The following is a 22,278-nucleotide window of genomic DNA, read 5'->3' on the forward strand; positions in this document are numbered from 1 at the left end:
CCCGGATCGGCGCGTCGATGGTCGTCTCGCGCCCATGGCCGCGCCGACCGGCGAACTCCGTTCAGTAGCAGGTCAGAGGCGTCAACGGATCGGCGGCGCGCGGCGTCAGCGCCGCATAGGCGGACGCAATGGCCTTGACCGCCAATCGCAAGTCGGATTCCCGGTGCGTGAACGGCAACCGCAGGAACCGTTCGAACGCGCCCTGCACGCCGAATCTCGGCCCTGCCGCGAGCAATACGCCGTGATTGGGAGCGGTGGCGGCCAGCGCCGTCGACACCGAGGTGGGCAGCTGCGCCCACACCGACATACCGCCCGCACCGACGGTGACGCGCCAATCCGGCAGCTCTTCGGCGAGCGCATCGAGCAGAGCGGCCCGCTGCGAACGCAATTGGTCCCGGCGACGGTCGAGGATGGTGTCGGCGTGCTCGAGCAGATGCACAGTGGCCAGCTGGTCCATCACCGGCGTGCCGAGGTCGACCGTGGAGCGGATGCCGAGCAGCTTGGTGATCAGCGCCTGGTTGGTGCGAATCCAGCCGACGCGCAGACCGCCCCAGAACGACTTCGAGGCCGAGCCGATCGTGACGATCTCGGCGCCCTTCGCGAAGCTCGCGACCGGAGGCGGCGGGTCGGTGGCGCCCAGTCCCAGATCCGCCATGGACTCGTCGATCACCACGGTCATCCTGGTTTCCCGCGCGATGGCGGCCAGGTCGGCGCGGCCCTCGGCATCGAGCAGCAGGCCGGTGGGGTTGTTGTAATCCGGCACCAGGTAGGCCAGCGTCGCCGCGGTTTGCCGTGCCGCGCTGCGGATTCCGTCGAGATCCCAGCCGCCCGCTGGATCGTCCGGGCGCAACGGCACCGGCACCGGGCGCGCACCGACGTCGCGAATCGCCTCGATGGCGTTCGGATAGGTCGGATGGTCGATGAGGACACGGGCGGCGGGAGCGGTGAGCACGTTCAGCAGCAGGCGCATGCCGTGCTGGGCGCCGAGCGTGACGAGGATCTGCTCGGGCTCGGTCGGCAGGCCGCGCGCGGTGTAGCGCCGGGCGATCGCCTCGCGCAGCGCCAGCACACCGACGGGGTCCATGCCGTGCGTGCCGAGGTAGGCCGGAATCCCTGCCAAGGCAGCGGAATACGCGTCCTGCATCTCGAGCGGGGCGGCCATGGCGGCGTAGGTCATATCGACGGTGGGCAGCTCGGGCGAGCCCATCATGGCCAGAATGCTCCTGGCCGGCTTGATGCCGTCGTGCTGCACGTCGCGTGGCAGCGCCACGGTGCTGCGCGAGCCCTGCCTGCTGATCAGGTAGCCGTGCTCGCGCAGCAGGGAGTAGGTGGACGTGATGGTGGTGCGACTGACGCCGAGCGTGGTGGCGAGGTCGCGTTCGCTGGGCAACGCGACGCCGAGCGGTGCGCGACCATCGTGGATCAGCAGCCGGATGCCTTCGGCGAGCGCCAGATATGCCGGACGCGCGGACCGCCGCCCAGCGGAATCCGGTTCGCCATTGTGGGCGTTCCGCCAGCCGCCCAGATCGCGGGACAGACTGCCCGCACCGATCACTCTCGTTACCATGCGGTCCAGTATCGACCGATTGGATATTTCTTGGCAAGGCCAGTCGAGCGCACCCTGGCAAAATGACCGCCCTCGCCAGCTTGTGCACAGTCGCCGTCTTCAGCTTCCTGATCTATCGCTTCGCGCCGCGACCCTACGAGCGCGCCTTTCGTCTCGAACGCTTCCATCCGGGCACACCGATGTCGGACGAACCCCTCTCGTACTACGATGACCAGCGGCGATACTCCGATCTCGCCGCGATCTACGGTCGCAGCGACATACCGGATCCCGAGCTGCCCATGGTGGCGCGACCAACACAGCGACGTCTCCGCACCAACAAGACAGCCAGTTTGTCATAACTGGACTGATCATTGCGAACTTGTCGGTCCCTAGGTGCAGACTTGGCTCATGAGTGACGCCACGCGCCACGCCCTCATGGCTCGCACGGCAGCAGAGGCCACCGGCTCCGCCACGAAGCCCGTGGCCTCCGGCCGCCCGGCGGCCGCGCTCCCTGTCGCGGCGGCGCTGTTCGATACCGCGATCGGCTGCTGTGCGATCGCGTGGAGCGGCGAAGGAGTGATCCGATTCCAGCTCCCCGAGGCAAGCCCGGCCGCTACTCGCATGCGCATTACGCGCTCTCGCACCGGACACCTGGACGAAGAAATCCACGAGGACGCGCCCACCCAGGTCATCGCCGAGGCCATCGCGGGCATTCGCACCCATCTAGCGGGCAGGCTCGACGATCTGCGCTGGATCCCCGTGGACACCACCGGAATTCCGGCGTTCCACCGCGCCGTCTACGCCGTGACGCGTGCCATCGATCCCGGCCACACCCTCAGCTACGGCCAAGTCGCCGAACGGGTCGGCGCGCCGGGCGCCGCGCAGGCCGTCGGACAGGCACTGGGCCGCAACCCGATTCCGCTGATCATCCCGTGCCATCGGGTGCTCGCGGCTGACCACGCGCTGCACGGATTCTCCGCGCCCGGCGGACTCGACACCAAGCAACGACTTTTGACCATCGAGCGCACACCGGGATTCGGCGAGCCGACCCTGTTCTGAACCAGCGTCTGCGGGTCGGGCCGCGCAGAAGGGCCGTGGACCTGCAGCTCCCACGGGTAAGGCCCCCCACAGTCACACCGGCCCAACCCCCGTTTCGAGCGAAGCGAGACCGAGCATTCCCGTCCGCGGCCCGGCTCGCGTCCGAGCGGCCGCCGCGTCCGCGACGAAGTCGCCAGCGGTAGACACCCAGCCGCTAGCGATGAAGTGCGGCACACCCTGACGCCGCAGTCGCCGACCCACGCAACTACTCGGCCCCACCCCCGTTTTCGAGCGAAGCGAGACCAAGCATTGCCCGTTCGCGGCCCGGCTCGCGTCCGAGCGGCCGCCGCGTCCGCGACGAAGTCGCCAGCGGCGGTCGCTCGGACGCGAGCCACAAACACAGCCGCGAACACGCAGCGCCGCAGGCGCGGCCAAACAAACACAGCCGCGAACACGCAGCGCCGCAGGCGCTGCCAAACTAATCGATCGGATGTTCGCGGTAGAAATCGCAGGCTTCGCCGGTGATGTAGCCGTCCGCGCAGCCGAAGTACGTCTGGATGCACGCGTTCGTCGAGCAACCTAGTTCGATCAGCCGCTGCCTGATCCTGGCATTGCGTTCCGCCGGAGTCTCCGTCTTCGGCGGCGCCACCGTCACCGAAGGCCGTGCCGAACTGGTGACCGGTCCCGGCTGTCCGTCCGAGCACCCGGCGACCAAGGCGACACCGACCGCTACCACAGACGCCATAACGATTGATCGCACGGCGATTCACTCACTTCCGGATTCGCCGCGCATCAGCGCGCCGAGCGACTCGCGATCGGTGACGTCCATCTTGATGCAGGCACGGTAGAGGTGTCCCTCCACCGTGCGCACCGAGACGGTGAGACGGTCGGCGATCTGCCGATTGGACAGGCCCGCCGCCACCAGGTTCGCGATCTCGCGTTCTCGCGCGGTCAGCGGCAAGGGCTGCGCGGCCTGGCGCAGGGCGGGGGTGCTCGCTCCACCGCATGCGGCAGCCAGACGATTGGCCGCGGCGGCGGACTCGAGCAGCCTGCGCCGGTCCCCGGCCCGCTCGTGCGCAGACGCGGCCTGCGCCGCGGCGTCGGCGGCGGAGAGCAATGCGCCGATCCGCTCGAATTCCGCTGCGGCGGCGTCGAGTCCGTGTCCGTCGTGCGCGGCGAGTGCCACCGCGTGCCGCGCCTGGGCCTGCACCAGCCGCCCATCGACCCGAGCGGCCAGGTCGGCCAGTCGTCCTGCCACGGAATGGTCGCCGAAGCGGGCCGCGGTGTGCAGTGCCATGGCCTCGATCGCGTGCTGATGCGCCTGGGCCGCCGCGTCGGCGGCGCTCACCGCGATCCGGATCGCCGGGGAGACGGTGCCTTCGGCCGCGGCCAGCCAGGCGCGGGCGATCTCCAGTTGCGGCTCGTAGACCGCACTGTGCCGTCCGCCGCGCGCGGTGGCGTGCGCGATCGATTCGGCGGCCTCGGTGGCGCGGCCGAGCGCCGAATAGGCCTCCGACAGGCGGATTCGCGCGGGGAACATCCACGCGGCTGCACCCTCCGCGGCCAGCGCCGCCAGCGCCTGTTCCAAATGCTCGATGCCGTCGTTGAACCGGCCCTGCGCCACGTCGACGGTGCCCTGCAGGATCTTCGACATGCCCCAGGCCAGGTACTGGCCGGGCGACGAGTAACCGAAATACGCTCCAGCGCAACGCCGTGCGTCCTCGAGATCGCCGGTGAAGGTCAGCGCGAGCACCTCGGCGTGGGTGGACATGAAGCGGTTGAGCCCGTCGATGTGCTCCTCCACCTCGTGCCCGCGAGCCGCGTACTGCTCGGCCACTTCGGCTTTGCCCATCAACGCCAAGGCCAACCCGCCGCCGAACGCGGCCCACCACACTGCCCACGGCGGCGCGTCGCTCATGGACATGACCGTCCCCGCCTCGGCGATCGCCTCATCGATGTGGTTCTCGTTGACCGCGCTCGCCGACGCGAGACCGGTGAAGATGGCCGCGATCTTCGGGTGCCGCACCTTCGTCCGCACCAGCGTCAGCACCTCGTCGGCGCGGTCGGCATCGCCCATGGCCCACAACAGGTTCGCCACCCGGGTACTGCCCCAGCGCGCGAGCTGCACCTCATCGAGCTGGTCGGGGTCGAAGCTGGCCAGCGTGCGCTCGGCCTCGATCCGGTGCCCCTGCCACAGCAGGGCTCGCGCCAGCAGGTCGGCGGACTCGACGCCCCCGCGGCGCTCCACCGCGGCCCGCGCGAAGCGTTCGCCCAGCGGCAGATTCGCCAATCCGATCGCGTCGGCGGCCGCCGCCTCGAACAATTCCAGATCCGCCGATTTATCGCTGTCCAACGCCAATTCGGCCAATCGGATACGGTCCGCCGCGGATTTGATCGGACGTTCCTTCAGCGAGGAATACAGCAGGCCACGCAAGCGCCGCGCGGAGGCGATCCCGAGCCTGCGCCGGATCACCTCACCGAACAGCGGGTGGTTGTAGCGAACGCTCAGCTCTGGCGAATTCTCCACGACCCTGATGACACCGCGGGTTTCGGCGGCCTCCACCGCGTCCTCGCCCGCCAATTCGGCGAGCACGTCCAGATCGATCGGCTCGCAGAAGGTCAGCAGTTCCAGCACCCGCAGCACCGACTCGGGCAGTTGCTCGACCCGGTCCTCGAGCAGTGCGGCCAGTTCCGAGGTCACCGCGGCCCGCCCGCGCAGCTGCCAGACGCCGTTGACCTGGCGCAGCGTGCCCGCCTCCAGCGCGCCCTCGACCAAATGCCGGAGAAACAGCGCGTTTCCGGCGGAGGATTCCCACATCAGATTGGCGGTGAACCCCTCGAGCTGCCCACCGAGCATCAATTCCACCAGCTCCACGCTCTGGTGCTGGGTGAACGGGCGCAGGTCGATGCGCGTCAGGTGCCCGTCTTTCCACAGTGAGGTGACCGCGTCCGGCACCGGAACTCCGCTGCGGACGGTGACCACGATGTGCGCGGCCTTGTCGATGGCCAGCTGGAGCAGCAGGGTGGCGGAAAGCTGGTCGAGCAGGTGCGCGTCGTCCACGCCGATCACCGTGTGCCCGTCGGCGAGCAGCGCCTCACGCGCCGCCGACATGAACGTGACCGGGTCGTGCGCCGTGTAGACACCGACCATGTGCGCGAACACCCCCAGCGGAATGCTGCGCGCCGACTCGGTGCCCGCCACCCAGCGGATATTGCCACCGATCGCGGCGGTGGCGTGCCGGGCGAGGGTGGTCTTACCGACTCCGGCATCGCCGGTGAGTACCACCCCGACGTGCTCCGGACCGGTCAGTGCCGCGCGGATCGCCTCGAATTCGCTTTCGCGCTCGATCATCGGCCAGTTCCGAGCCATGCTCTAACTTTAGATCTTCAACGATCATGATCGAAGCGGAGCGGGTCCGATCGCGACGGTGAATTTGTGGTGAACCCGCCGAATTTCCGCAGGACGGCGCGGAATTCGAAACAGGTTCTAGCCGAGGACGTCGTGCCGGACGATGGTCTGGTCCCGGCCCGGCCCCACGCCGATGCAGGAAATCCGTGCTCCGGACAGCTCCTCCAAGCGTAAAACGTACGCCTGGGCGTTGGCAGGCAGTTCTTCGAAGCTCCGCGCGCCGGAGATGTCCTCCCACCAACCGGGCATTTGTTCGTAAATCGGCTTCGCGTGATGGAATTCGGTCTGCGTAGTCGGCATCTGCTCGACCCGCTCGCCGTCGATCTCGTAGGCCACGCAGATCGGCACCGTCGCCAGACTCGAGAGAACGTCCAGTTTGGTGAGGAAGTAGTCGGTGATGCCGTTCACCCGGGTGGCATAGCGGGCGATCACCGCGTCGAACCAGCCGCAGCGCCGGGCGCGGCCGGTGGTGACGCCGACCTCGCCGCCGGTCTTGGCCAGGTAGGCGCCGGACTCGTCGAACAGCTCGGTCGGGAACGGACCGGAACCGACCCGGGTGGTGTAGCACTTCAGGATGCCGAGCACCGTGTTGATCTTGTTAGGCCCGATGCCCACACCGACCGCCGCGCCGCCCGAGGTCGGGTTGGACGAGGTGACATATGGGTAGGTGCCGTGGTCCACGTCCAGCAAAGTGCCCTGCGAACCCTCCAACAGCACGGTCTCCCCCCGCTCCAGCGCCTGGTTCAGCTTCAGCCGGGTGTCGGCGATCCGATGGGCGAAGCTGTCGGCCTGGGTGAGCACCTCGTCGACCACCTGCTGCGGGTCGAGCGCGCGGCGGTTGTAGATCTTTACCAGCACCTGGTTCTTGAACTCCAGCGCCGCCTCGACCTTCTGGGTGAGGATCTTCTCGTCGAGCACATCCGCGACGCGCACACCGACGCGGGCGACCTTGTCCTGGTAGCACGGGCCGATACCACGGCCGGTGGTGCCGATCTTCTTGTTGCCGAGGAAGCGCTCGGTGACCTTATCGATGGCCACGTGGTACGGCATGATCAGGTGCGCGTCGGCCGAGAGCAGCAGACCGGAGGTGTCCACGCCGCGCTCTTCCAGCCCGGCCAGCTCGGCGAGCAGCACGCCGGGGTCGACGACGACGCCGTTGCCGATGACGTTCGTCACGCCCGGGGTCAGAATGCCGGAAGGAATCAGGTGCAGCGCGAAATTGTCGCCGTTGGGTAGCACCACGGTGTGACCGGCGTTGTTGCCGCCTTGGTAGCGGACCACCCAGTGCACCCGACCGCCCAGCAGATCGGTTGCTTTGCCCTTCCCCTCGTCGCCCCACTGGGCGCCGATCAGGACGATTGCCGGCATGGTCGTGTCTCCTACGGTTCGACAGGCAACACTGACGTGTTGCAGCTACCTGCCGTACTGAGGCGGTGGCCGGAAGGACAGTCTAGCCGACCGGTCCGCAGCGGCGTCGCGTCGGATCTCGTCGTAGTCTCGACAACCGTGTGGTCGCGGCCGGGCAGGGCTATGGTTGCACGGCACACCGAGCGGCTGCGCGGCGTGCACGGGCGAGCCGTAACGGGTTCGCTCGGAAGTGGCGAGGGGCCCGACGGTGTCGGCTCGAACCGAGGAGGGTGTACGGCAGCTTGAGTACCCATGTTCTCCGCTGCGACGGCGCACCCGTACCCATCGCGCTCGCGGCGGTGCCGACCACCCAGACGGCTGCCATTCCCGACCCCGCCGAGATCGACGAGCTGCTTCCCGTGCTGGCCGCCGACAGCCTGCCCCGGCTCATCGTGCTGGGCCATGACGCCGCACTGGCCGCGGTGCTCACCCACCTGATGCGCACCGAGCGGCTGCACGTGGAGATCGGCTACGTGCCGGTCGAAAAGACTTATGCCTCGCGCGCGTACCAGACCGGCACCGGCAACGCGGCGGCCAAGCGCGCCATCGAAGGTCGCGCCGCCGAGACGCCACTGGTCCGGGACGACACCGGCACGGTGCTGGTCGGCCGCGCGGTGATCACCGGCGTCGGCGGCACGAAGCTGGAAGGCGAAGCCTACGTCGACGACACCCAGCTGTTCACCGGAAAGGTGACGGCCATGATCGTCTCGCCGTCGCTCGACCTACCCGGTGCGCGAGCCACCGTGCGGAAGGGCATCCGCAAACGCCGCTGGGTGGAGGGGCGGGCCGCCCAGCTCGGTACCCCCGGTGCGATCGTGACCAGAGACGGCGTCCGCACCGACCGCCCGGTGCCGCGCTCGACCTTCTACCGCCACCACGAATCCTGGCAGCTGGTGCGATGAGTATTCCGATCAATCGCAGGTCGCGCGCAGTCCGGCCGAGCCCGGTGTTCCTGCTCGTCATCGTTCTCACGGCGGTCGGCGGTGCGTTCGCCTGGGACGCCCCGCTGGACTCGACCAGGGCGAAGGCGGGGGTGTTCGTCTTCGTGGTGTTCGGCTGGGTCGTCACGCTGTGCCTGCACGAATTCGCGCACGCGTACACCGCCTGGCGCGCGGGCGACCGCGAGGTCGAACTGCGCGGCTATCTGACCCTGAATCCGTTGAAATACAGCCATCCGCTGCTGTCGATCGTGCTCCCGATGGTGTTCATCGCGCTCGGGGGGATCGGCCTGCCCGGCGGTGCGGTCTACGTGCACACGCACAATGTCACACCACGGACGCAACGAATCATCAGTGGCGCCGGGCCGGCCGTGAACGCGCTGTGCGCGGTGCTGCTGCTGGTGGTGGTCCGGATCCGGGGCAGCTCCGACACGCACCCCGCGTTCTGGTTCGCTGTGAGTTTCCTTGCGTTCCTTCAGATCACGGCGACCTTGTTGAATCTGATCCCACTGCCCGGACTGGACGGCTACGGGATGGTCGAGCCGTCGTTGAGCTACCAGACCAGGCGCTCGCTCGATCAGTTCAAGCCGTTCGGCATGCTGATCCTGTTCGCACTGCTCTTCACGCCCGCCATCAATGAAGTGTTCTTCGACGCGGTGTACGCGCTGTTCGAACTGTCCGGCGTTCCGTCGGACTGGTCGCGATACGGCAGCTACCTGACCCGCTTCTGGACCTGATTTCGCGCTGGGATCGTCCGGCACACGCATCGGTTCAGCGCGCGGGAACGCCGGTGCAGCACAAGGCCGCCCGGTCGTGTCGACCAGGCGGCCTCGGCTTCTTCGCCGCGTCCGACCCCACCCCGACCCCCGGCCACCACACCCTGGCCGGTGGGTCATTACGTCCGCGTGCGAAGCGGTAGACCGCGATACCCCGCCAACTCGCGGTCACATCGCAAAACTACGGCGCGGATGCGCGCGGAACACGGGTAGCGCACTACCTGAAGGCCGACTCTCCCCCACGGCGCGCCGGACGCGAACCACCTTGCCCGGCAAGAATGTCCGATTACCGCTGAGTAGTCCGGCTCAGGCTTCCGGCGGTACGTACGGATTCTTGACCGTCGGCGGCAGCAGAGCAATCGCCGAGGTGCGCTGCAGACCACACACCTGCATCAGGTCTACCAGCGTCGAACGCACCTGCGCGAATACGACGTGCGCCGAAAGTCCCGCTCCGGCAACCAGTTCTGGGCGCGCACCCTTCGCGACCGAGCGCAGCAGGCGGGTTGCCTCGGCCCGGTCGGGCTGCTCGCCCGGGTCGGCGAGCATCATCCGGCGCACCACGTCCACGGCTTGGCCGAGGCGCTCCACCTCATCGATCAAACCGGGATGGAGGATCTCGTCGTCGCGGACCAGAGTCAGCGAGCGCCGCAACAGGACTCGGGTGTTGCGGATCGCGTTGTCCAGCGGATCCGCGGTGGCCCTGATGCGTTCCAGGCGGGAACGGGAGTTCCAGTACAGCGGCGAGATCCGGCTGATCTCCCGGCCGCCCTCCAAAGTGGCGCGCAACGAGTCGATCTGTGGTTGGGTCGCGCGAACCGCGGTGAGCGCGCGGTGCACCTTCTCCGGGTCCTGCTCGAGCAGTCCATCGGCGCACTCGGTGATCGATTTACCCATCACGCCCAGGATGTCCGCGGCCAGCGTCCTGGCCCTGCGCACCGGATGCAAGGGGATCGCGGCCACCACCAGCACGCCGACCAGACCGCCGACCAAGGCATCGATCATTCGGGAGAAGCCACCGCCCACCGAGGGCGGCAGCAACGTCGCGACCAGCACCGCGGAACCGGCCGCCTGCATGGTGATGATCGAACCGCCGTCGAGGAACACCGCCGCGGCCATGGCGACCGCGACCACGAACGCGATCTGCCAGACGCCGGTGCCCGCGCGGGAGATGAACAGATCGCCGATGCCGATCCCGACCGCGACACCGACCACCAGTTCGACCGAACGACGCAGCCGGGCGCCGAAGGAGATGCCGATCGACACGACGGCGGCCGTCGGCGCGAAGAACGGCAGCGTATGGCCGATCACGTGATGGGCGAGAAACCAGGCCACCGCCGCGCCGACCGCGCACTGGATGATCGGCAGCGCCGAGCGCCGCAGCCGCACCGAGGAGGTGCGCAGCCGAGCCACACCGCTCGCGCGAGCGGTTCGGACGCGGGAATTCGGGTCGAGCCCACCCGTCACCCGACCGCCATCCCTCATCGATTCGCTACGCGATGCTGCGATCACTACGGCTCAGTCGAGGCCGAGCTCCGCGGCCGCACGCGGGTCGCAGTCTTCCAGCAGGTCCAGGCAGCGCGCGTACTCCTCGGTCTCACCGATCGCCTTGGCCGCGCGGGCCAGCGCGCCGACGCTGCGCAGGAAACCACGGTTGGGCTCATGGCTCCACGGCACCGGGCCGAAGCCCTTCCAGCCGTTGCGCCGCAGCAGGTCGAGGCCGCGGTGATAGCCGGTGCGGGCGAACGCGTACGCGGCGATGATGTCGTGGTTGACCGCCTCGTCCTGGGCTTCGCCGCGGGTCAGCGCCGCCTCCGCGAGGTGGGCCCAGGCGATCGAGGCGGCGGGATGATCGGCCGCGACCCGCACCGGATCGGCGTTGTCGCCGAGCGCGTCCTCGGCATCGGGAATTTCGGGTAGCAGTACCGGTTGCGGTCCGAGCAGGTCACCGAACGAGGTCATGCGGTTCATTCTGCACCGCAGGTCGATTTGCTCGTCAGGCGGCTGTCTCGCCTCCGCTCGGCCGGCGCGGGCTGACCACGGACCTCGCCCGCTGCACCCACCATGCGGCTACCGCACCTCCGGTCGGTGCGGCTGCCACGCCGCTGCTCAGCCCGGCGCGGGCTAATGACGAACTTCGTCCGCCTGATCCCATTAGGCTGGCCGTCGAGTTCCACAGTTCCACCTGAGCGAGGGGTGTGCGTGTCCGACCCGAACGACGAGAAGAATCCGGCGCGGGATAGCGCCGGACCGGCTGACCAGGCCGGGGCCGACGCACGCCCCGATGCGGCCGCCGACCGCACGGCCGCCGGGAAAGACGCTCCGACGCCTCCTGCCACCCAGCCGATCGTGCAGCAACCGCAGCGACCGGGGGCCGCGTCGGCATCGACCGCCCGCACGCCGCAACGTGACGCGGGCGAATCCGCCTCGAAGGCAAATGCTTCCGCGTCCGGCCAGGGACGCGGCCCCGTGTCCGGTGCACCTCGAGGCGGCGAGAGCGCACCCGGCGGGAACGCGGACGCACCCAAGAACGCGAACTCGGCGGCGCCGGAACCAGCAGATGCGAAAAAGGCGGCCGCCGGAAGCTCCGGCGCTTCGAGCGCAACCGCCTCCGGACCCGCGGGCACCACCAACCCCTCGATCTCCATTCCCGGCTCGGCCCCCAGGAACTCACCCGCATCGGGCCCGGCGGGCACCGCTGCCACGAAAACCGGCTCCGCACAACAGCCCACCGCGAGGTCGGCGACCGGGCCATCCAGCGGCACGCACACGCCCGCTGGCACCACAGCCAGTCGGACGAACACCACACCGCCCGCCTCCCGACCCACAGCCACGTCCGGAAACCCGGGCCACCCCGGCACATCCGCGCCCCGACCGGCGAGCGGCGGGGCCTCCGGTCCCGCAAGCAGCGCAAAAGCGCCCTCCGGCTCGACCCAGAACCCCGCGAGCGGGCAATCGAGTGCCACGAAACCGCCCGGACCCGCCGGCACCACACCCAGCGGGGGGAACGCCACCCCGCCGCCCGTATCGCGACCCACAGCCGCGTCCAGAAACCCGGGCGGGGCCGAGGCGGCCGCGTCCCGACCGGCCAGCGGTGCCCCGGCCGTGTCGGCCTCCGGTCCCGCCAGCGGCGCACCGGCGCCTTCTTCCGGCTCGATGCCCGACTCGCCCACGACCGGGGCTTCGGGGAGCACACCCGGCCAGCCTGGTGGCACGGCCACCGGGAGCCCGGATCAATCGAAGACTCCCGCATCGGCGTCCGCGAGCTCGCCTGCGTCCGGGGCCACGAAACCACGCGCGGACCAGGCCGAAGACGTGCCTCCCTCGGGATCGGCTGCTCCCAGCAGGCCTGGACCCGGCGCTACGCCGAACGCATCTACCGGCAAGGCGGACGCGGCGCGCGGAACGACGAATGCCGCCGGTGCGGAGCCACGCCCCGGTCCCGGCGCGCCGACCGGAGTTCCGGGCCGCCCCGCGACGCAGGATGCGGGAACGACAGCGAGCGAACGGAAGACCGCGCCGGAGCAGAAAGACGCCGGTGGCGCGGCGAAGGCTGGTTCCGGACCGGTGGGAGCAGCCGCCGAGGCCAGGACCGAGGTGATCAAGCGGGATCAACTTCCGTCCGGTTCGACGTCCTCCGGCGGGCCCGCTTCGAAACAGGCTGCGACGCAGCAGAACCAGCTGGCAACGGGCAAGACGGCCCCGGACACCGATGCGAAGTCTGCGGCCGCCGGTGCCGGAGGCGTGGCCGCCGCGTCGAAGACCGAAGCGGCAGGGCACGCTCGAGCGGCGGCGAGCTCGTCCGCCGGAACCGCGGCGGCGGGCCCCGCGGATGCCGAAGCGAAGACCGCGGCGATCCCGCAGAACGATCCGAGCCGAGCGGGCGGAGACGACGCGACCGTCGTCATGCGCAAGCCGCAGCCGCCGAGCAGACCGGAGCCGAAGGCGGCGGAACCCACCGCGCCCGAGGAGCAGAATCCGCCTGGTTCGGATGACGTGACCATGGCGATGCCGGTGGTCGACCTGGACGATGCCAAAACCGTCGCGCTACCGATCCAGCGGCCCACTGATGGTGGCCGGGCGGGCACCGATCGCGTGGTCCCGCCCGCCGCAGGGCCGGTGCCGATAACGAAGCCGCCGAGCACTCCGCGCCCCGCGGCCGGTCCCAAGCTGCCCGGACCGCACGGTCCGTCGGCGCCACCGCAGCACGGACCGGGAACCGACGAGACCCGCCCGTCGCCGCACCGGTCTCCGGGCGCGCCGCGGCAGACGGCGACAGCCCCCTCGCCCGCGGACGTCCAGCTGACCGTGCCCGCCCAGTCGTTGACCGGTCCGCGTCCGCCGCAGCCGCGGCCGATCGCGCAGCCCCAGCGGATCACTCCGCCGCAGCAGCCCAGTGCCGCACCGGCGGATACCGCACGGCCCAACCGGCGGCTGCTCGTGCTGGGCGCGGCCGCCGTGCTGGTGGTCGCGCTCATCGCGGTGATCGTGGCGCTCGTCACTACCGCGGGGGACAACTCGCCCGAGGCGCAGGTGCGGGCCGCCATCACCGACTACACCGATGCGCTGAAATCCGGCGACCTGGCCACCCTGCGCTCGACCACCTGCGGCCCCCTGCACGACTTCTACCAGGGCATCCCGGAAGACCAGTTCGCGGGCGTGCACCAGCTGTCGGTAGAGCGCAAGAACATCCCGGTGGTCGACAGCATCGACGCCATCCGCATCACCGACGACACCGCCATCGCGCAGGCCTCGGTGTACACCGAGGCCGACCCCGCCAAGCGGTCCGAACGCACCTTCGACCTGCAACGCACCGGCGACGGATGGAAGGTCTGCGACCCGCCCTCCGGGACACAGTAGCTACACCTTTGCGTGATAGCCGACACGCATCGATGCCGGTCGCGCGCGTCACACACACCTGGTCAATGGTCCGGCTCGCCAGTAGCATGGCCCGGATCATGGGCAGGCAAGAAACGATGGCGCGACCGGATATCGACGCGGTTCCGGCAACGTCGGCTGGACAGCGCTACCAGGTACTCGATCACTACGAGGTCGGCCGGGAGAAGGTCCGCGAGTTCGCCCGTGCGGTGCAGAACCAGCATGCGGCGCATCAGCACGAGGCCGACGCACGCGCGCTCGGCTATCCCGCGATCATCGCGCCGCCGACCTTCGCTTCGGTGATCGGGATGACCGCGACCAGAGCACTGCTCGATTCGGTGCTCACCGATTACGACCTCTCCCAGTTCCTGCAGACCGACCAGGTCTTCGAGCTCTACCGGCCGATCCTGGCCGGTGATCGGCTGCGCAGCGAGATCGTGATCGAGTCGATCCGCCAGTTCGGCGACAACGACTTCATCGTGGTGCGGTTCGCGCTGATCAACCAGCACGACGAGGTCACCATCGTCGGGTCGACCACGATCGTCGCGCGCCGCGGCGCCGACGTCGACGCCAACCTCGCCGACGTGACCGAGAACATCATGATGCACGGGCGTCCGGCGGAATCCGATCTCACCCTGGGCGACGCCCTGGTCCCACTCGGCGCGAGCCCGCTGGCCGAGCCGGGCGAGCCCGAACTCGCGCCGGTACACACCGTGCCCGCGTTCGACGAGTTCGCGCCAGGCGACCTGCTGCCCATCGGCAGCTTCCGTCTGACCCGCGGCGACCTCGCCAACTACGCGGGCGTCTCCGGCGATGCCAACCCGATCCACTTCAGCGACCACGCCGCACAGGTGGCCGGGCTACCGACGGTGGTGGCGCACGGCATGCTGACCATGGGCCTGGCGGGCGGCTATCTCACCACCTGGCTTGGCGATCCGACCGCAATCCGCAAGCTCAGCGTCCGCTTCTCCGGCTTCGTCCCGGTCGCCGCCGACGCGGCGAGCACGGTGGAGTTCACCGGCCGGATCAAATCGCTCGACCCGAACACGCGGACCGCCACCATCCTGCTCGGCGGCACCTCCGAAGGCCGCAAGCTGTTCGGACGCGCACTGGCCGAGGTCCGGCTCGGCTAGCGCGACCGGATCACTCGCCGAGCACGGAGTGCATCAGGTAGACGTTGTAGTCGTTCCAGGTCGACAGGGTGAAATAGAAGTCGGACCCCGACGACCACGGGTGAATGAACCCGCCGTACAGCTCGGGGTAGTTCAGGACGGACACTGTCGGCGTGCTCTCCGACCACACACCTTGCGGTGAATCCGCTTCGCGGACGACGATGGCGGCCTTGGCGGTGTCCAAGTAGCTCATCTGCCAGACGTTGCGGGTGGTGTCGTAGCGCACCGAGAGCTCACCGGCCGGGCCACTCAGGATCGGTGTGGCCGAAGCGAATCCACCGACCGGGGTCCAGGTGCCGTCCCGCCAGTACTGGTAGGCGGTGGTGTTGAGGATCTGGTCCTCGGGCACCCTGGCCAATCCGACCGCGCCGAGGCGGGTATTGGGCGTGCCGAACATGTACACGTAGCCGCCGTGCGGAACCATCGCGCTCACTTGGAAATTGGCGAGTCCGAAGATGTTGTCCCAGCGTGCGTGCGGGTCCTTGGTCCAGGTCTGGCCGTGGTCGTCGGAGTAGGCGATGCCGCCGTAGTTGGTGAAGAACGTGCCGGGGGCGCTGTTCCAGGTCCGGATGGACATGTAGCTCAGGTACTGGCGCTCGCCGAGCGCGAAACCCGAAGTGGGGATCGTGGTGACCTCGACGTTGTCGAGCTTGCGGCTGGCGAGCACCTCGGCGGCGTGGCAGCGGTCGTCGGTGACCATCCGGTCGTAGGTCATCCCGTCGGCGAGGTCGCGGTCGGTGCTGAACGCCAGCACATTGCTGCGCCAATCCAGCCCCATGCCGCCCGGCGGATGGAAGCCGCGTCCGACGGTATCGCCGAACACGGTCGCGATCTCGCCCGGTGCGCTCTCCCACATGATGCCGAGATCGGTGCCGTCCACCTGCCAGCGTTTGTCGGTGCGGTTCACCGAGTTCGCGCCGGTCAGCTTGGCCACCTCTCGTGCGGGGCCCAGACGCGGCGCGGGCCGGGCGGGCGACTGCGCCGCGGGCTCGACCGGTGGCTGCACCGGCGCGGGTGGCGGCGGCGCCGGACCGGGGTCCGGGCCCGGGCCGGGAAGCGCGAAGTGGAAAGGCTTGGGATTCAACAGGATCTCCGGAATCCCGAGTTGCGCGGCGAGACCGGGTGGTGCACCGGGCAGGTCGGTGAGGTCCGGGCAGGGATTGATGCACGGGTCCGGCGGAAACTCCATGCTCGTCCGCTTGGGTGCGGGTTCCGGCGCCGCCGGCGGGAGCACGGTGACCACCGGATACGGAATCGGCACCTCGAGTGTCTTGGGCACCAGCGGCTCATGGCTCGGCACCGGGTCGGTCGCGCACGGTCCCACCCCGACCAGGCCGTCCGCCACTTCCGGCGCCGCGGCGGCAGGTCCATCGGCGTAGACGAGCATGCCCGCGCCGACCACCATGGCACCGACCGCGGCAAGTATTCGCATGGCCATAGCAACCCCTCGAAATCCGTTGCGGATACGAACCTTGCAGACATGAACCAGCGGACCGACTCTACCGTTCGGCTGCCGGAAAACGGGCTGGAACACGGCTCGCCCGGGACAACGACGGAATCGCCTGCGAGTGAACGGCACCGGCGGATCGGCCGATCCGGGAGGAGGATGGAGGCGTGAGCAAGTCAGTTCTGCACGTCGCGCCCGCGATCGGGGCGGCACTGTTGGCGGCTGGGGTGTGCGTGCTCGTGCCGCCGACGGCGTCGGCTGCCCCGCGATCTGCCGCCGCGATCGCCGGATCGCACGACGACCATCCGATTCCGCACAATCGCTCCGGCCCGAAGGAAGACCACTCGCCGCCAGAGGAATCCGAGCAGCGGTCGCCGAAGATCTACACCAATTGCGATCGGGTCCGCGCGGAGGGCGTCGGTCCGCTGTATCGCGGGCAACCCGGCTTCAACGCGCATTTGGACCCGGACGGCGACGGGATCGCCTGCAACTAGTGCAGGGCCTGAAAAGTCAGGATCGTCGCGCCGATGCGGATCCGGTCGCCGTCGGCGAGCAGCACGCCGTTCTCGATCGGGTCGTCGTTGACAAAGACGCCGTTGGCCGAATGCAGATCCTTGATGAGCAGTCCTGCGCGGCTCGGCATGATATGCGCGTGATACCGGCTGGCCCGCGGATCATCCAGGACCAAGTCGTTGTCCGTCATCCGGCCGATGCGCAGACCGCCCTGCGCGATCGCCACCACGCGACCATTCGGCAAACGCAGCTGACCGCTGCGCACCGCGCGCGGCATTTCGGTGACCGTCTCGGTCATCGCCGCGGCAAGCCGCTCGACCTGGCGGAGTTCGACCGCGCTCAGCGGCTCCTGCCGCAGCACCCGCTGTTCCAGATCGATCAGCGCGGGCCCCGGATCGATGCCCAGCTCGTCGGCGAGAACCCCGCGCACCTTCCGGCACGCTTCCAGCGCGTCCGCCTGGCGCCCGGACAGATACAGCGCGGTGATCAACTGACCCCACAGCGGTTCCCGCAGCGGATGCTCGGTGGTCATCGCGACCAGCTCGCCGATCACCGAGGACGCACGTCCACAGGCGATTTCGGCGTCGATCCGCGCCGAGGCGGCCAGCAGCCGCTCCTCGTCCATGGCGGTGGCGAAGCCGTCGGCGAATTGCAGACCGGCCAGATCCGCCAGTGCCCGGCCGCTCCATTCCCGCAGCGCGGAGCCGAACAGCTGGGCGGCGCCCGCGTGATCGCCCGACTCGGCGGCGCGGCTGCCCGCCTCCCGCGCCGCCTCGAAACGGCCCAGGTCGCAGGCGGTCTCGTCGATCTCCAAACGATAACCCGAAGACTCGGTGCGCAGCACCGCCGCCGGGTCGACGCCCGAATTCCGCAGCGCCTTGCGGATATTCGAGACGAAAACCTGCAGGCTGGCGGCATAGGAGTCGGGCGGATCCTCGTTCCACACCATGTCGGCGAGAGCGGCCGACGACACCGCGCGCCGCCGATTCACCGTGAGCGCGGCGAGCAGAGCTCGCGGTTTGGGCCCGCCGACCGCCACCGGCTCGTCACCGACGAGCAGCCGTACGGGCCCGAGCACGCGCACATCCAGACTCATGTGCACCAAGCCCCTGACGGGTGTACCAGGGTCAGGCGCTGATCGAGCGGCCGGCGGAATTCAGGTCGTTGCACGCCTCGAGCACGCGCGCCGCCATCGACGCCTCGCCCTTCTTCAGATAGCTGCGCGGGTCGTAGGCCTTCTTGTTGCCCACCTCGCCGTCGATCTTCAGCACGCCGTCGTAGTTGGTCAGCATGTGTCCGGCGACCGGCCGGGTGAACGCGTACTGGGTATCGGTGTCGACGTTCATCTTCACCACGCCGAAACGCAGCGAGTCCTCGATCTCGGACTTCAGCGAGCCGGAGCCGCCGTGGAAGACGAAGTCGAACGGCTGCGCGTCGGCGGCCAGGCCGAGCTTGGCCGCGGCGACACGCTGCCCCTCGGCCAGCACCGCGGGCTTGAGCACCACGTTGCCCGGCTTGTACACGCCGTGCACGTTCCCGAAGGTGGCGGCGAGCAGGTACTTGCCGTTCTCGCCCGCGCCGAGCGCGTCGATGGTCTTCTCGAAGTCCTCCGGCGAGGTGTAGAGCTTCTCGTTGATCTCGGCCTCGACACCGTCCTCTTCGCCGCCGACGACGCCGATCTCGACCTCGAGGATGATGTTGGCCGCGTGGGTGGCCTTCAGCAGTTCCTTCGCGATCTCCAGGTTCTCGTCGATCGGGATCGCGGAGCCGTCCCACATGTGCGACTGGAACAGCGGGTTCTGCCCGGCGTTGACCCGCTCCTGGGAGATCGCGATCAGCGGACGAACGAAGGTGTCCAGCTTGTCCTTCGGGCAGTGATCGGTGTGCAGCGCGATGGTCACGTCGTACTTGGCGGCCACGACATGCGCGAACTCGGCCAGCGCGACCGCGCCGGTGACCATGTCCTTCACGCCCTGGCCGGAACCGAATTCCGCACCGCCGGTGGAGAACTGGATGATGCCGTCACTGCCCGCGTCCGCGAAACCCTTGATGGCCGCGTTGATCGTCTCCGACGACGTGCAGTTGATGGCCGGGAAGGCGAAGGAGCTGGCTTTGGCCCGACCGAGCATCTCGGCGTAGACCTCCGGAGTCGCGATGGGCACAGTAAGACCTCCGTGTTGTTGCGGCAAAGACCTATTTTGTCAGCCTTCACCCTAAGGCAGCGGTGTTTCGCCTGGTATGCAGGGATGGAGTGGATAGTTGACTCGCGAGTAATTTCGCGCACAGCGCGAGCATTCTCCGGGGAAGCCGGTACTGTGGGGCCGGTAATTTGCGCTGGCAGCTTCCGACGCGGTGGCAAGCGATGCAGGCCAGCCGTATCGGGACAGGAGGCCACGTGATTCTGCAGGCAGCGACAGAATCGGTGACGAGCAACCTCGCGCTGACCGAGTTGCTCGACCCGATGCACCTGCTCACGGAGACGTGGCTGAAGAACGCGGTGCTTCCGGCCATCCTGGTGATCGTCTTCATCGAGACCGGCCTGCTGTTCCCGCTCCTGCCCGGCGACTCGCTGCTGTTCACCGGCGGCCTGCTGGCGGCGCAGCCGAGTCCGCCGGTGTCGATCTGGGTGCTGGTGCCCGCCACCGTCCTGGTCGCGTTCGCGGGCGATCAGTCCGGGTACTGGATCGGCCGGGCCATCGGGCCCGCGCTGTTCCACAAGGAGGACACCCGGTTCTTCAAGAAGCACTACGTGACGCAGACGCACGAGTTCTTCGAGAAGCACGGACCCAAGACGATCATCCTGGCCCGTTTCGTGCCGATCGTGCGCACCTTCATGCCGGTGCTGGCCGGTGTGTCCAAGATGGACTACCGCAAGTACGTCGCGTTCGACATCGTCGGCGCGATCCTTTGGGGCGGTGGCATCACGGTGCTCGGCTACTTCCTGGGCAACGTCGCGTTCATCCGGGACCACGTCGAGGCGATCTTCCTGCTCATCGTGTTCGTGTCGATCCTCCCCGGCATCACCGCGGTGGCGAAGAAGCTGCTCGGCCGCAGGGCGCCGGAGGCCGACGCGGCGGAGGCGGATACGGCAGAGCTGACCGCTTCGACGAGCGAGCCCACCCGCTGAGCCGGTGTCGATGGCGTCTCCGCCCCTAGCTGTGGGCAGTTTCGATCCGCTGATGTCAGCGGGCCCCGCGCTCGTCTGGACAGTGGTGCTGACCTTCGTCTTCCTGGAATGCGCGGTAATCCTCGGGCTGTTCCTGCCGGGTGACTCCATGCTCATCACGGCCGGCATCGTGATGGCGTCGCATGCCTCCGGTGAGGCCCACGTGTGGGCGCTGTCGCTCGGCGCGATGGTCGCCGCGATCGCGGGCAACCAGGTGGGATACGTGATCGGGCAGCGCGCGGGACAGCACTTGGTCGCCCGCAAGGACGGCAGATACATCAACGTCCGCAACCTGCAGCGGGTGGCGGAGTTGCTGCATCGGCACGGGTTCGTCGCGGTGCTGGTCGCGCGGTGGATTCCGTGGGTGCGCACGCTGTGCCCGTCGGTCGCGGGCGCGGCGCGAATGGACCACCGCAAATTCACCGTGGCCAGCACCATCGGCGCGATCGTCTGGGCGCCGGTGCTGTTGCTGATCGGCTACTACGCGGGGAGCTTCCTGCAACGAGTGCCGTGGCTGATGCCGATCGTGATCGGCACGCTGGTGGTGGGGCTCGTCATCGGAACAGTGCTCGGCATACGGCACTACCGGCAGGAAATGTCCCGGCCCGCCGAGGACTTCGAACTGGACGACGCGCCGACGGTGGTGCTGGAGACCGAGTGCTGACCCCTGGTCAGAGCCCCGCGGCGCTGACCTGGTAGGCCGCCTCCATCAGCAGCCAGCCGGACAGCTGCACGGACAGGTCGCGTTCGGACACCTTCGACGAGGTCACCGAACCGCCCGGGGTGAAGTATCCGGCTCCGGCGCTGCCGCCGGGCAGTTGAGCCGATTTGTTCCAGTCGTGCCCGAACAGCGGCTCGCCCTCGACCTCGAGCCGGTTCGCCCAGGCCGCCGTGGCGGACGCGCGCACGATCGCGGCCGCCGCACGACGATCAGCCAGCTGCGCGGCGTCCTCGCCGGGCAACATCACCGCCGCCACCGCCAAGTAGCGGGCCAGGATGCCATTGAACAAGCCGCCGTCGCCGCCACCGCCGCCGCGCACCACGCCGCCGGTGGTCAGGTGCTCCTCGACGGCGGCGAGTAGTCGATGCACGCGTTCGATGTGCCTGGCCTCGCCGGTCTGCACGGCCAGCTCGGTCTCCAGGCCGAGTACGACACCTTGGCAGTAGGTGAAGACGGGACGCTCGATCTCGCCGGAGGGCAGGTGGATGCCGTCCAAGATCAAACCGGTCTCCGGGTCACGCAACGTCGCGTCCATCCAGTCGGCCATCTCCTGGGCGCGCTGGACCCGCCCCAGGCGCAACAGCGCGATGGCGGCGGGACCGTTGGCGGGCGCATTGAAAAAGTCCGAGCCGATGCGCCAGGGCAGTCCGCCGCCGGTCTGCGGCTCCCAGCCCTCGTAGAGCGCCTTCTCCAACGCGATCAGCGCGCTGCGCACATCGGTGCCCTGAGTGCGCTCGGCGCGTTCCAGCGCGATGGCCAGCCAGGCCATGTCGTCGAAATAGCGGTTGGTCCAGCCGGTGAGATTGCGGAAACGGTGTGAGCGCGCCAGTGCGGCGATTCGCTTGCGACGCGCCGGAGTCGGCACCCGGTTCGCGGCGTCGGTGGCGCAGTCGATCAGATGCGCCTGCCACCAGTAGTGCCACGAACCGAATATCCGCTCGCGCTTGGTGGCCGGCCAGCCGACCACGCCCAGTTCCGTGCCCGGCAACGCCCACAGCGCGCGCAGATGACGCGAGACGATCGCGGATTCGGCCATGTCGGCGCGTTCGGACCACAGCGTCGCGGGCGCGACGGCGTCCCGGCCCGCCCCGGAGCGGGCAGCCGGCGGACGCGGTACCGCGGAGGCCGATCCGGCGTGCTCCGCGTGCGGCACGTCGAGATCGTCGCTGCGCGAGGTCATGTCTCAATGGTGCCAGGATCGACCGGATTTATGCGCCCGATTTGTGACCAGAGTGATGTGAAATCGTGTCTGTTCGGTCTGTTGCGGGAA

The 22,278-nt window shown here is 68.9% G+C and carries 20 protein-coding genes; 9 read left to right on the forward strand and 11 right to left on the reverse strand.

Annotated features, from left to right (window positions below; translation table 11 throughout):
• Positions 1-61 precede the first annotated feature (61 nt).
• On the reverse strand, positions 62-1,567 hold the full coding sequence (yczR, locus tag OHA40_RS13920) for a MocR-like transcription factor YczR (RefSeq protein WP_330233466.1): 1,506 nt from the start codon (positions 1,565-1,567) through the stop codon (positions 62-64).
• A 62-nt stretch (positions 1,568-1,629) separates the two neighbouring features.
• Between yczR and OHA40_RS13925 the strand changes: the two genes are divergently transcribed.
• Both OHA40_RS13925 and OHA40_RS13930 read left to right on the forward strand, forming a co-directional pair.
• Positions 1,630-1,905 carry a hypothetical protein gene (locus OHA40_RS13925; protein WP_330233467.1) on the forward strand — a complete coding sequence of 92 codons (276 nt, stop codon included), beginning with the start codon at positions 1,630-1,632 and terminating at the stop codon, positions 1,903-1,905.
• Positions 1,906-1,954: 49 nt separating this feature from the next.
• Positions 1,955-2,605 (forward strand): methylated-DNA--[protein]-cysteine S-methyltransferase, encoded by a 651-nt coding sequence (locus tag OHA40_RS13930; RefSeq protein WP_330233468.1) that lies wholly within the window; start codon positions 1,955-1,957, stop codon positions 2,603-2,605.
• Between the two features lie 457 nt (positions 2,606-3,062).
• Here OHA40_RS13930 and OHA40_RS13935 read toward each other — a convergent pair whose 3' ends face one another.
• The 3 genes from OHA40_RS13935 to OHA40_RS13945 form a co-directional block, all read right to left on the reverse strand.
• Positions 3,063-3,329: a hypothetical protein gene (locus OHA40_RS13935; RefSeq protein WP_330233469.1), complete on the reverse strand. Its 267-nt coding sequence runs from the start codon at positions 3,327-3,329 to the stop codon at positions 3,063-3,065.
• 21 nt (positions 3,330-3,350) lie between these two features.
• On the reverse strand, positions 3,351-5,954 hold the full coding sequence (locus tag OHA40_RS13940) for a helix-turn-helix transcriptional regulator (RefSeq protein WP_330233470.1): 2,604 nt from the start codon (positions 5,952-5,954) through the stop codon (positions 3,351-3,353).
• Positions 5,955-6,071: 117 nt separating this feature from the next.
• Positions 6,072-7,361 (reverse strand): adenylosuccinate synthase, encoded by a 1,290-nt coding sequence (locus tag OHA40_RS13945; protein WP_330233471.1) that lies wholly within the window; start codon positions 7,359-7,361, stop codon positions 6,072-6,074.
• Between the two features lie 281 nt (positions 7,362-7,642).
• Here OHA40_RS13945 and OHA40_RS13950 point away from each other — a divergent pair, with 281 nt between their 5' ends.
• Positions 7,643-8,302, forward strand: coding sequence for a hypothetical protein (locus tag OHA40_RS13950; RefSeq protein WP_330233472.1), 660 nt, complete (start codon positions 7,643-7,645; stop codon positions 8,300-8,302).
• Entirely contained in the window at positions 8,299-9,075 is a 777-nt protein-coding gene (locus tag OHA40_RS13955; protein ID WP_330233473.1) for a site-2 protease family protein, read from the forward strand. The genes OHA40_RS13950 and OHA40_RS13955 overlap by 4 nt, the downstream gene beginning before the upstream one ends.
• 345 nt (positions 9,076-9,420) lie before the next feature.
• On the opposite strand, the gene OHA40_RS13960 is transcribed toward OHA40_RS13955, so the two are convergent.
• Genes OHA40_RS13960 through OHA40_RS13970 form a run of 3 tightly spaced genes read right to left on the reverse strand, consistent with a single transcriptional unit; the run spans position 9,421 to position 12,332 of the window.
• Complete coding sequence (locus OHA40_RS13960) at positions 9,421-10,596, reverse strand: FUSC family protein (RefSeq protein WP_442943999.1); 1,176 nt, start codon at positions 10,594-10,596, stop codon at positions 9,421-9,423.
• Positions 10,597-10,629: 33 nt separating this feature from the next.
• Entirely contained in the window at positions 10,630-11,073 is a 444-nt protein-coding gene (locus tag OHA40_RS13965) for a DUF3151 domain-containing protein (protein WP_330233474.1), read from the reverse strand.
• A gap of 5 nt (positions 11,074-11,078) precedes the next feature.
• Positions 11,079-12,332 (reverse strand): hypothetical protein, encoded by a 1,254-nt coding sequence (locus tag OHA40_RS13970; protein WP_330233475.1) that lies wholly within the window; start codon positions 12,330-12,332, stop codon positions 11,079-11,081.
• Positions 12,333-12,678: 346 nt separating this feature from the next.
• Here OHA40_RS13970 and OHA40_RS13975 point away from each other — a divergent pair, with 346 nt between their 5' ends.
• Positions 12,679-13,971: an Rv0361 family membrane protein gene (locus OHA40_RS13975; protein WP_330233476.1), complete on the forward strand. Its 1,293-nt coding sequence runs from the start codon at positions 12,679-12,681 to the stop codon at positions 13,969-13,971.
• Between the two features lie 98 nt (positions 13,972-14,069).
• The gene (locus OHA40_RS13980) at positions 14,070-15,122 is read left to right on the forward strand and encodes a fused (3R)-hydroxyacyl-ACP dehydratase subunits HadA/HadB (protein ID WP_330233477.1); all 1,053 of its coding nucleotides are present in this window, start codon (positions 14,070-14,072) and stop codon (positions 15,120-15,122) included.
• Positions 15,123-15,132: 10 nt separating this feature from the next.
• Here OHA40_RS13980 and OHA40_RS13985 read toward each other — a convergent pair whose 3' ends face one another.
• Positions 15,133-16,599 carry a DUF4185 domain-containing protein gene (locus OHA40_RS13985; protein ID WP_330233478.1) on the reverse strand — a complete coding sequence of 489 codons (1,467 nt, stop codon included), beginning with the start codon at positions 16,597-16,599 and terminating at the stop codon, positions 15,133-15,135.
• Between the two features lie 176 nt (positions 16,600-16,775).
• Between OHA40_RS13985 and OHA40_RS13990 the strand changes: the two genes are divergently transcribed.
• A complete protein-coding gene (locus OHA40_RS13990) occupies positions 16,776-17,102 on the forward strand; it encodes an excalibur calcium-binding domain-containing protein (RefSeq protein ID WP_330233479.1) in 327 nt (108 codons plus the stop codon).
• Here OHA40_RS13990 and OHA40_RS13995 read toward each other — a convergent pair.
• Positions 17,099-18,217 (reverse strand): BTAD domain-containing putative transcriptional regulator, encoded by a 1,119-nt coding sequence (locus OHA40_RS13995; protein ID WP_330233480.1) that lies wholly within the window; start codon positions 18,215-18,217, stop codon positions 17,099-17,101. The genes OHA40_RS13990 and OHA40_RS13995 overlap by 4 nt on opposite strands.
• A gap of 31 nt (positions 18,218-18,248) precedes the next feature.
• A complete protein-coding gene (gene fbaA / locus OHA40_RS14000; protein WP_330233481.1) occupies positions 18,249-19,283 on the reverse strand; it encodes a class II fructose-bisphosphate aldolase in 1,035 nt (344 codons plus the stop codon).
• A gap of 299 nt (positions 19,284-19,582) precedes the next feature.
• Between fbaA and OHA40_RS14005 the strand changes: the two genes are divergently transcribed.
• Entirely contained in the window at positions 19,583-20,248 is a 666-nt protein-coding gene (locus tag OHA40_RS14005) for a DedA family protein (protein ID WP_330234165.1), read from the forward strand.
• A gap of 52 nt (positions 20,249-20,300) precedes the next feature.
• Positions 20,301-20,951: a DedA family protein gene (locus OHA40_RS14010; RefSeq protein ID WP_330233482.1), complete on the forward strand. Its 651-nt coding sequence runs from the start codon at positions 20,301-20,303 to the stop codon at positions 20,949-20,951.
• Positions 20,952-20,958: 7 nt separating this feature from the next.
• Here OHA40_RS14010 and OHA40_RS14015 read toward each other — a convergent pair whose 3' ends face one another.
• Positions 20,959-22,044 (reverse strand): glycoside hydrolase family 76 protein, encoded by a 1,086-nt coding sequence (locus OHA40_RS14015; protein ID WP_330234166.1) that lies wholly within the window; start codon positions 22,042-22,044, stop codon positions 20,959-20,961.
• Positions 22,045-22,278 lie beyond the last annotated feature (234 nt).

Origin of the sequence: Nocardia sp. NBC_00508 (genome assembly GCF_036346875.1) — a bacterium.
In the GTDB taxonomy this organism is placed as follows: domain Bacteria; phylum Actinomycetota; class Actinomycetes; order Mycobacteriales; family Mycobacteriaceae; genus Nocardia.

Bases quoted from the DNA above. Each gene is read 5' to 3' on its own strand.
- yczR (WP_330233466.1), bottom strand. From the start codon at position 1,567: ATGGTAACGAGAGTGATCGGTGCGGGCAGTCTGTCCCGCGATCTGGGC.
- OHA40_RS13925 (WP_330233467.1), top strand. From the start codon at position 1,630: ATGACCGCCCTCGCCAGCTTGTGCACAGTCGCCGTCTTCAGCTTCCTG.
- OHA40_RS13930 (WP_330233468.1), top strand. From the start codon at position 1,955: ATGAGTGACGCCACGCGCCACGCCCTCATGGCTCGCACGGCAGCAGAG.
- OHA40_RS13935 (WP_330233469.1), bottom strand. From the start codon at position 3,329: ATGGCGTCTGTGGTAGCGGTCGGTGTCGCCTTGGTCGCCGGGTGCTCG.
- OHA40_RS13940 (WP_330233470.1), bottom strand. From the start codon at position 5,954: ATGGCTCGGAACTGGCCGATGATCGAGCGCGAAAGCGAATTCGAGGCG.
- OHA40_RS13945 (WP_330233471.1), bottom strand. From the start codon at position 7,361: ATGCCGGCAATCGTCCTGATCGGCGCCCAGTGGGGCGACGAGGGGAAG.
- OHA40_RS13955 (WP_330233473.1), top strand. From the start codon at position 8,299: ATGAGTATTCCGATCAATCGCAGGTCGCGCGCAGTCCGGCCGAGCCCG.
- OHA40_RS13960 (WP_442943999.1), bottom strand. From the start codon at position 10,596: ATGAGGGATGGCGGTCGGGTGACGGGTGGGCTCGACCCGAATTCCCGC.
- OHA40_RS13965 (WP_330233474.1), bottom strand. From the start codon at position 11,073: ATGACCTCGTTCGGTGACCTGCTCGGACCGCAACCGGTACTGCTACCC.
- OHA40_RS13980 (WP_330233477.1), top strand. From the start codon at position 14,070: ATGGGCAGGCAAGAAACGATGGCGCGACCGGATATCGACGCGGTTCCG.
- OHA40_RS13985 (WP_330233478.1), bottom strand. From the start codon at position 16,599: ATGGCCATGCGAATACTTGCCGCGGTCGGTGCCATGGTGGTCGGCGCG.
- OHA40_RS13995 (WP_330233480.1), bottom strand. From the start codon at position 18,217: ATGAGTCTGGATGTGCGCGTGCTCGGGCCCGTACGGCTGCTCGTCGGT.
- OHA40_RS14005 (WP_330234165.1), top strand. From the start codon at position 19,583: ATGCACCTGCTCACGGAGACGTGGCTGAAGAACGCGGTGCTTCCGGCC.
- OHA40_RS14010 (WP_330233482.1), top strand. From the start codon at position 20,301: ATGTCAGCGGGCCCCGCGCTCGTCTGGACAGTGGTGCTGACCTTCGTC.
- OHA40_RS14015 (WP_330234166.1), bottom strand. From the start codon at position 22,044: ATGGCCGAATCCGCGATCGTCTCGCGTCATCTGCGCGCGCTGTGGGCG.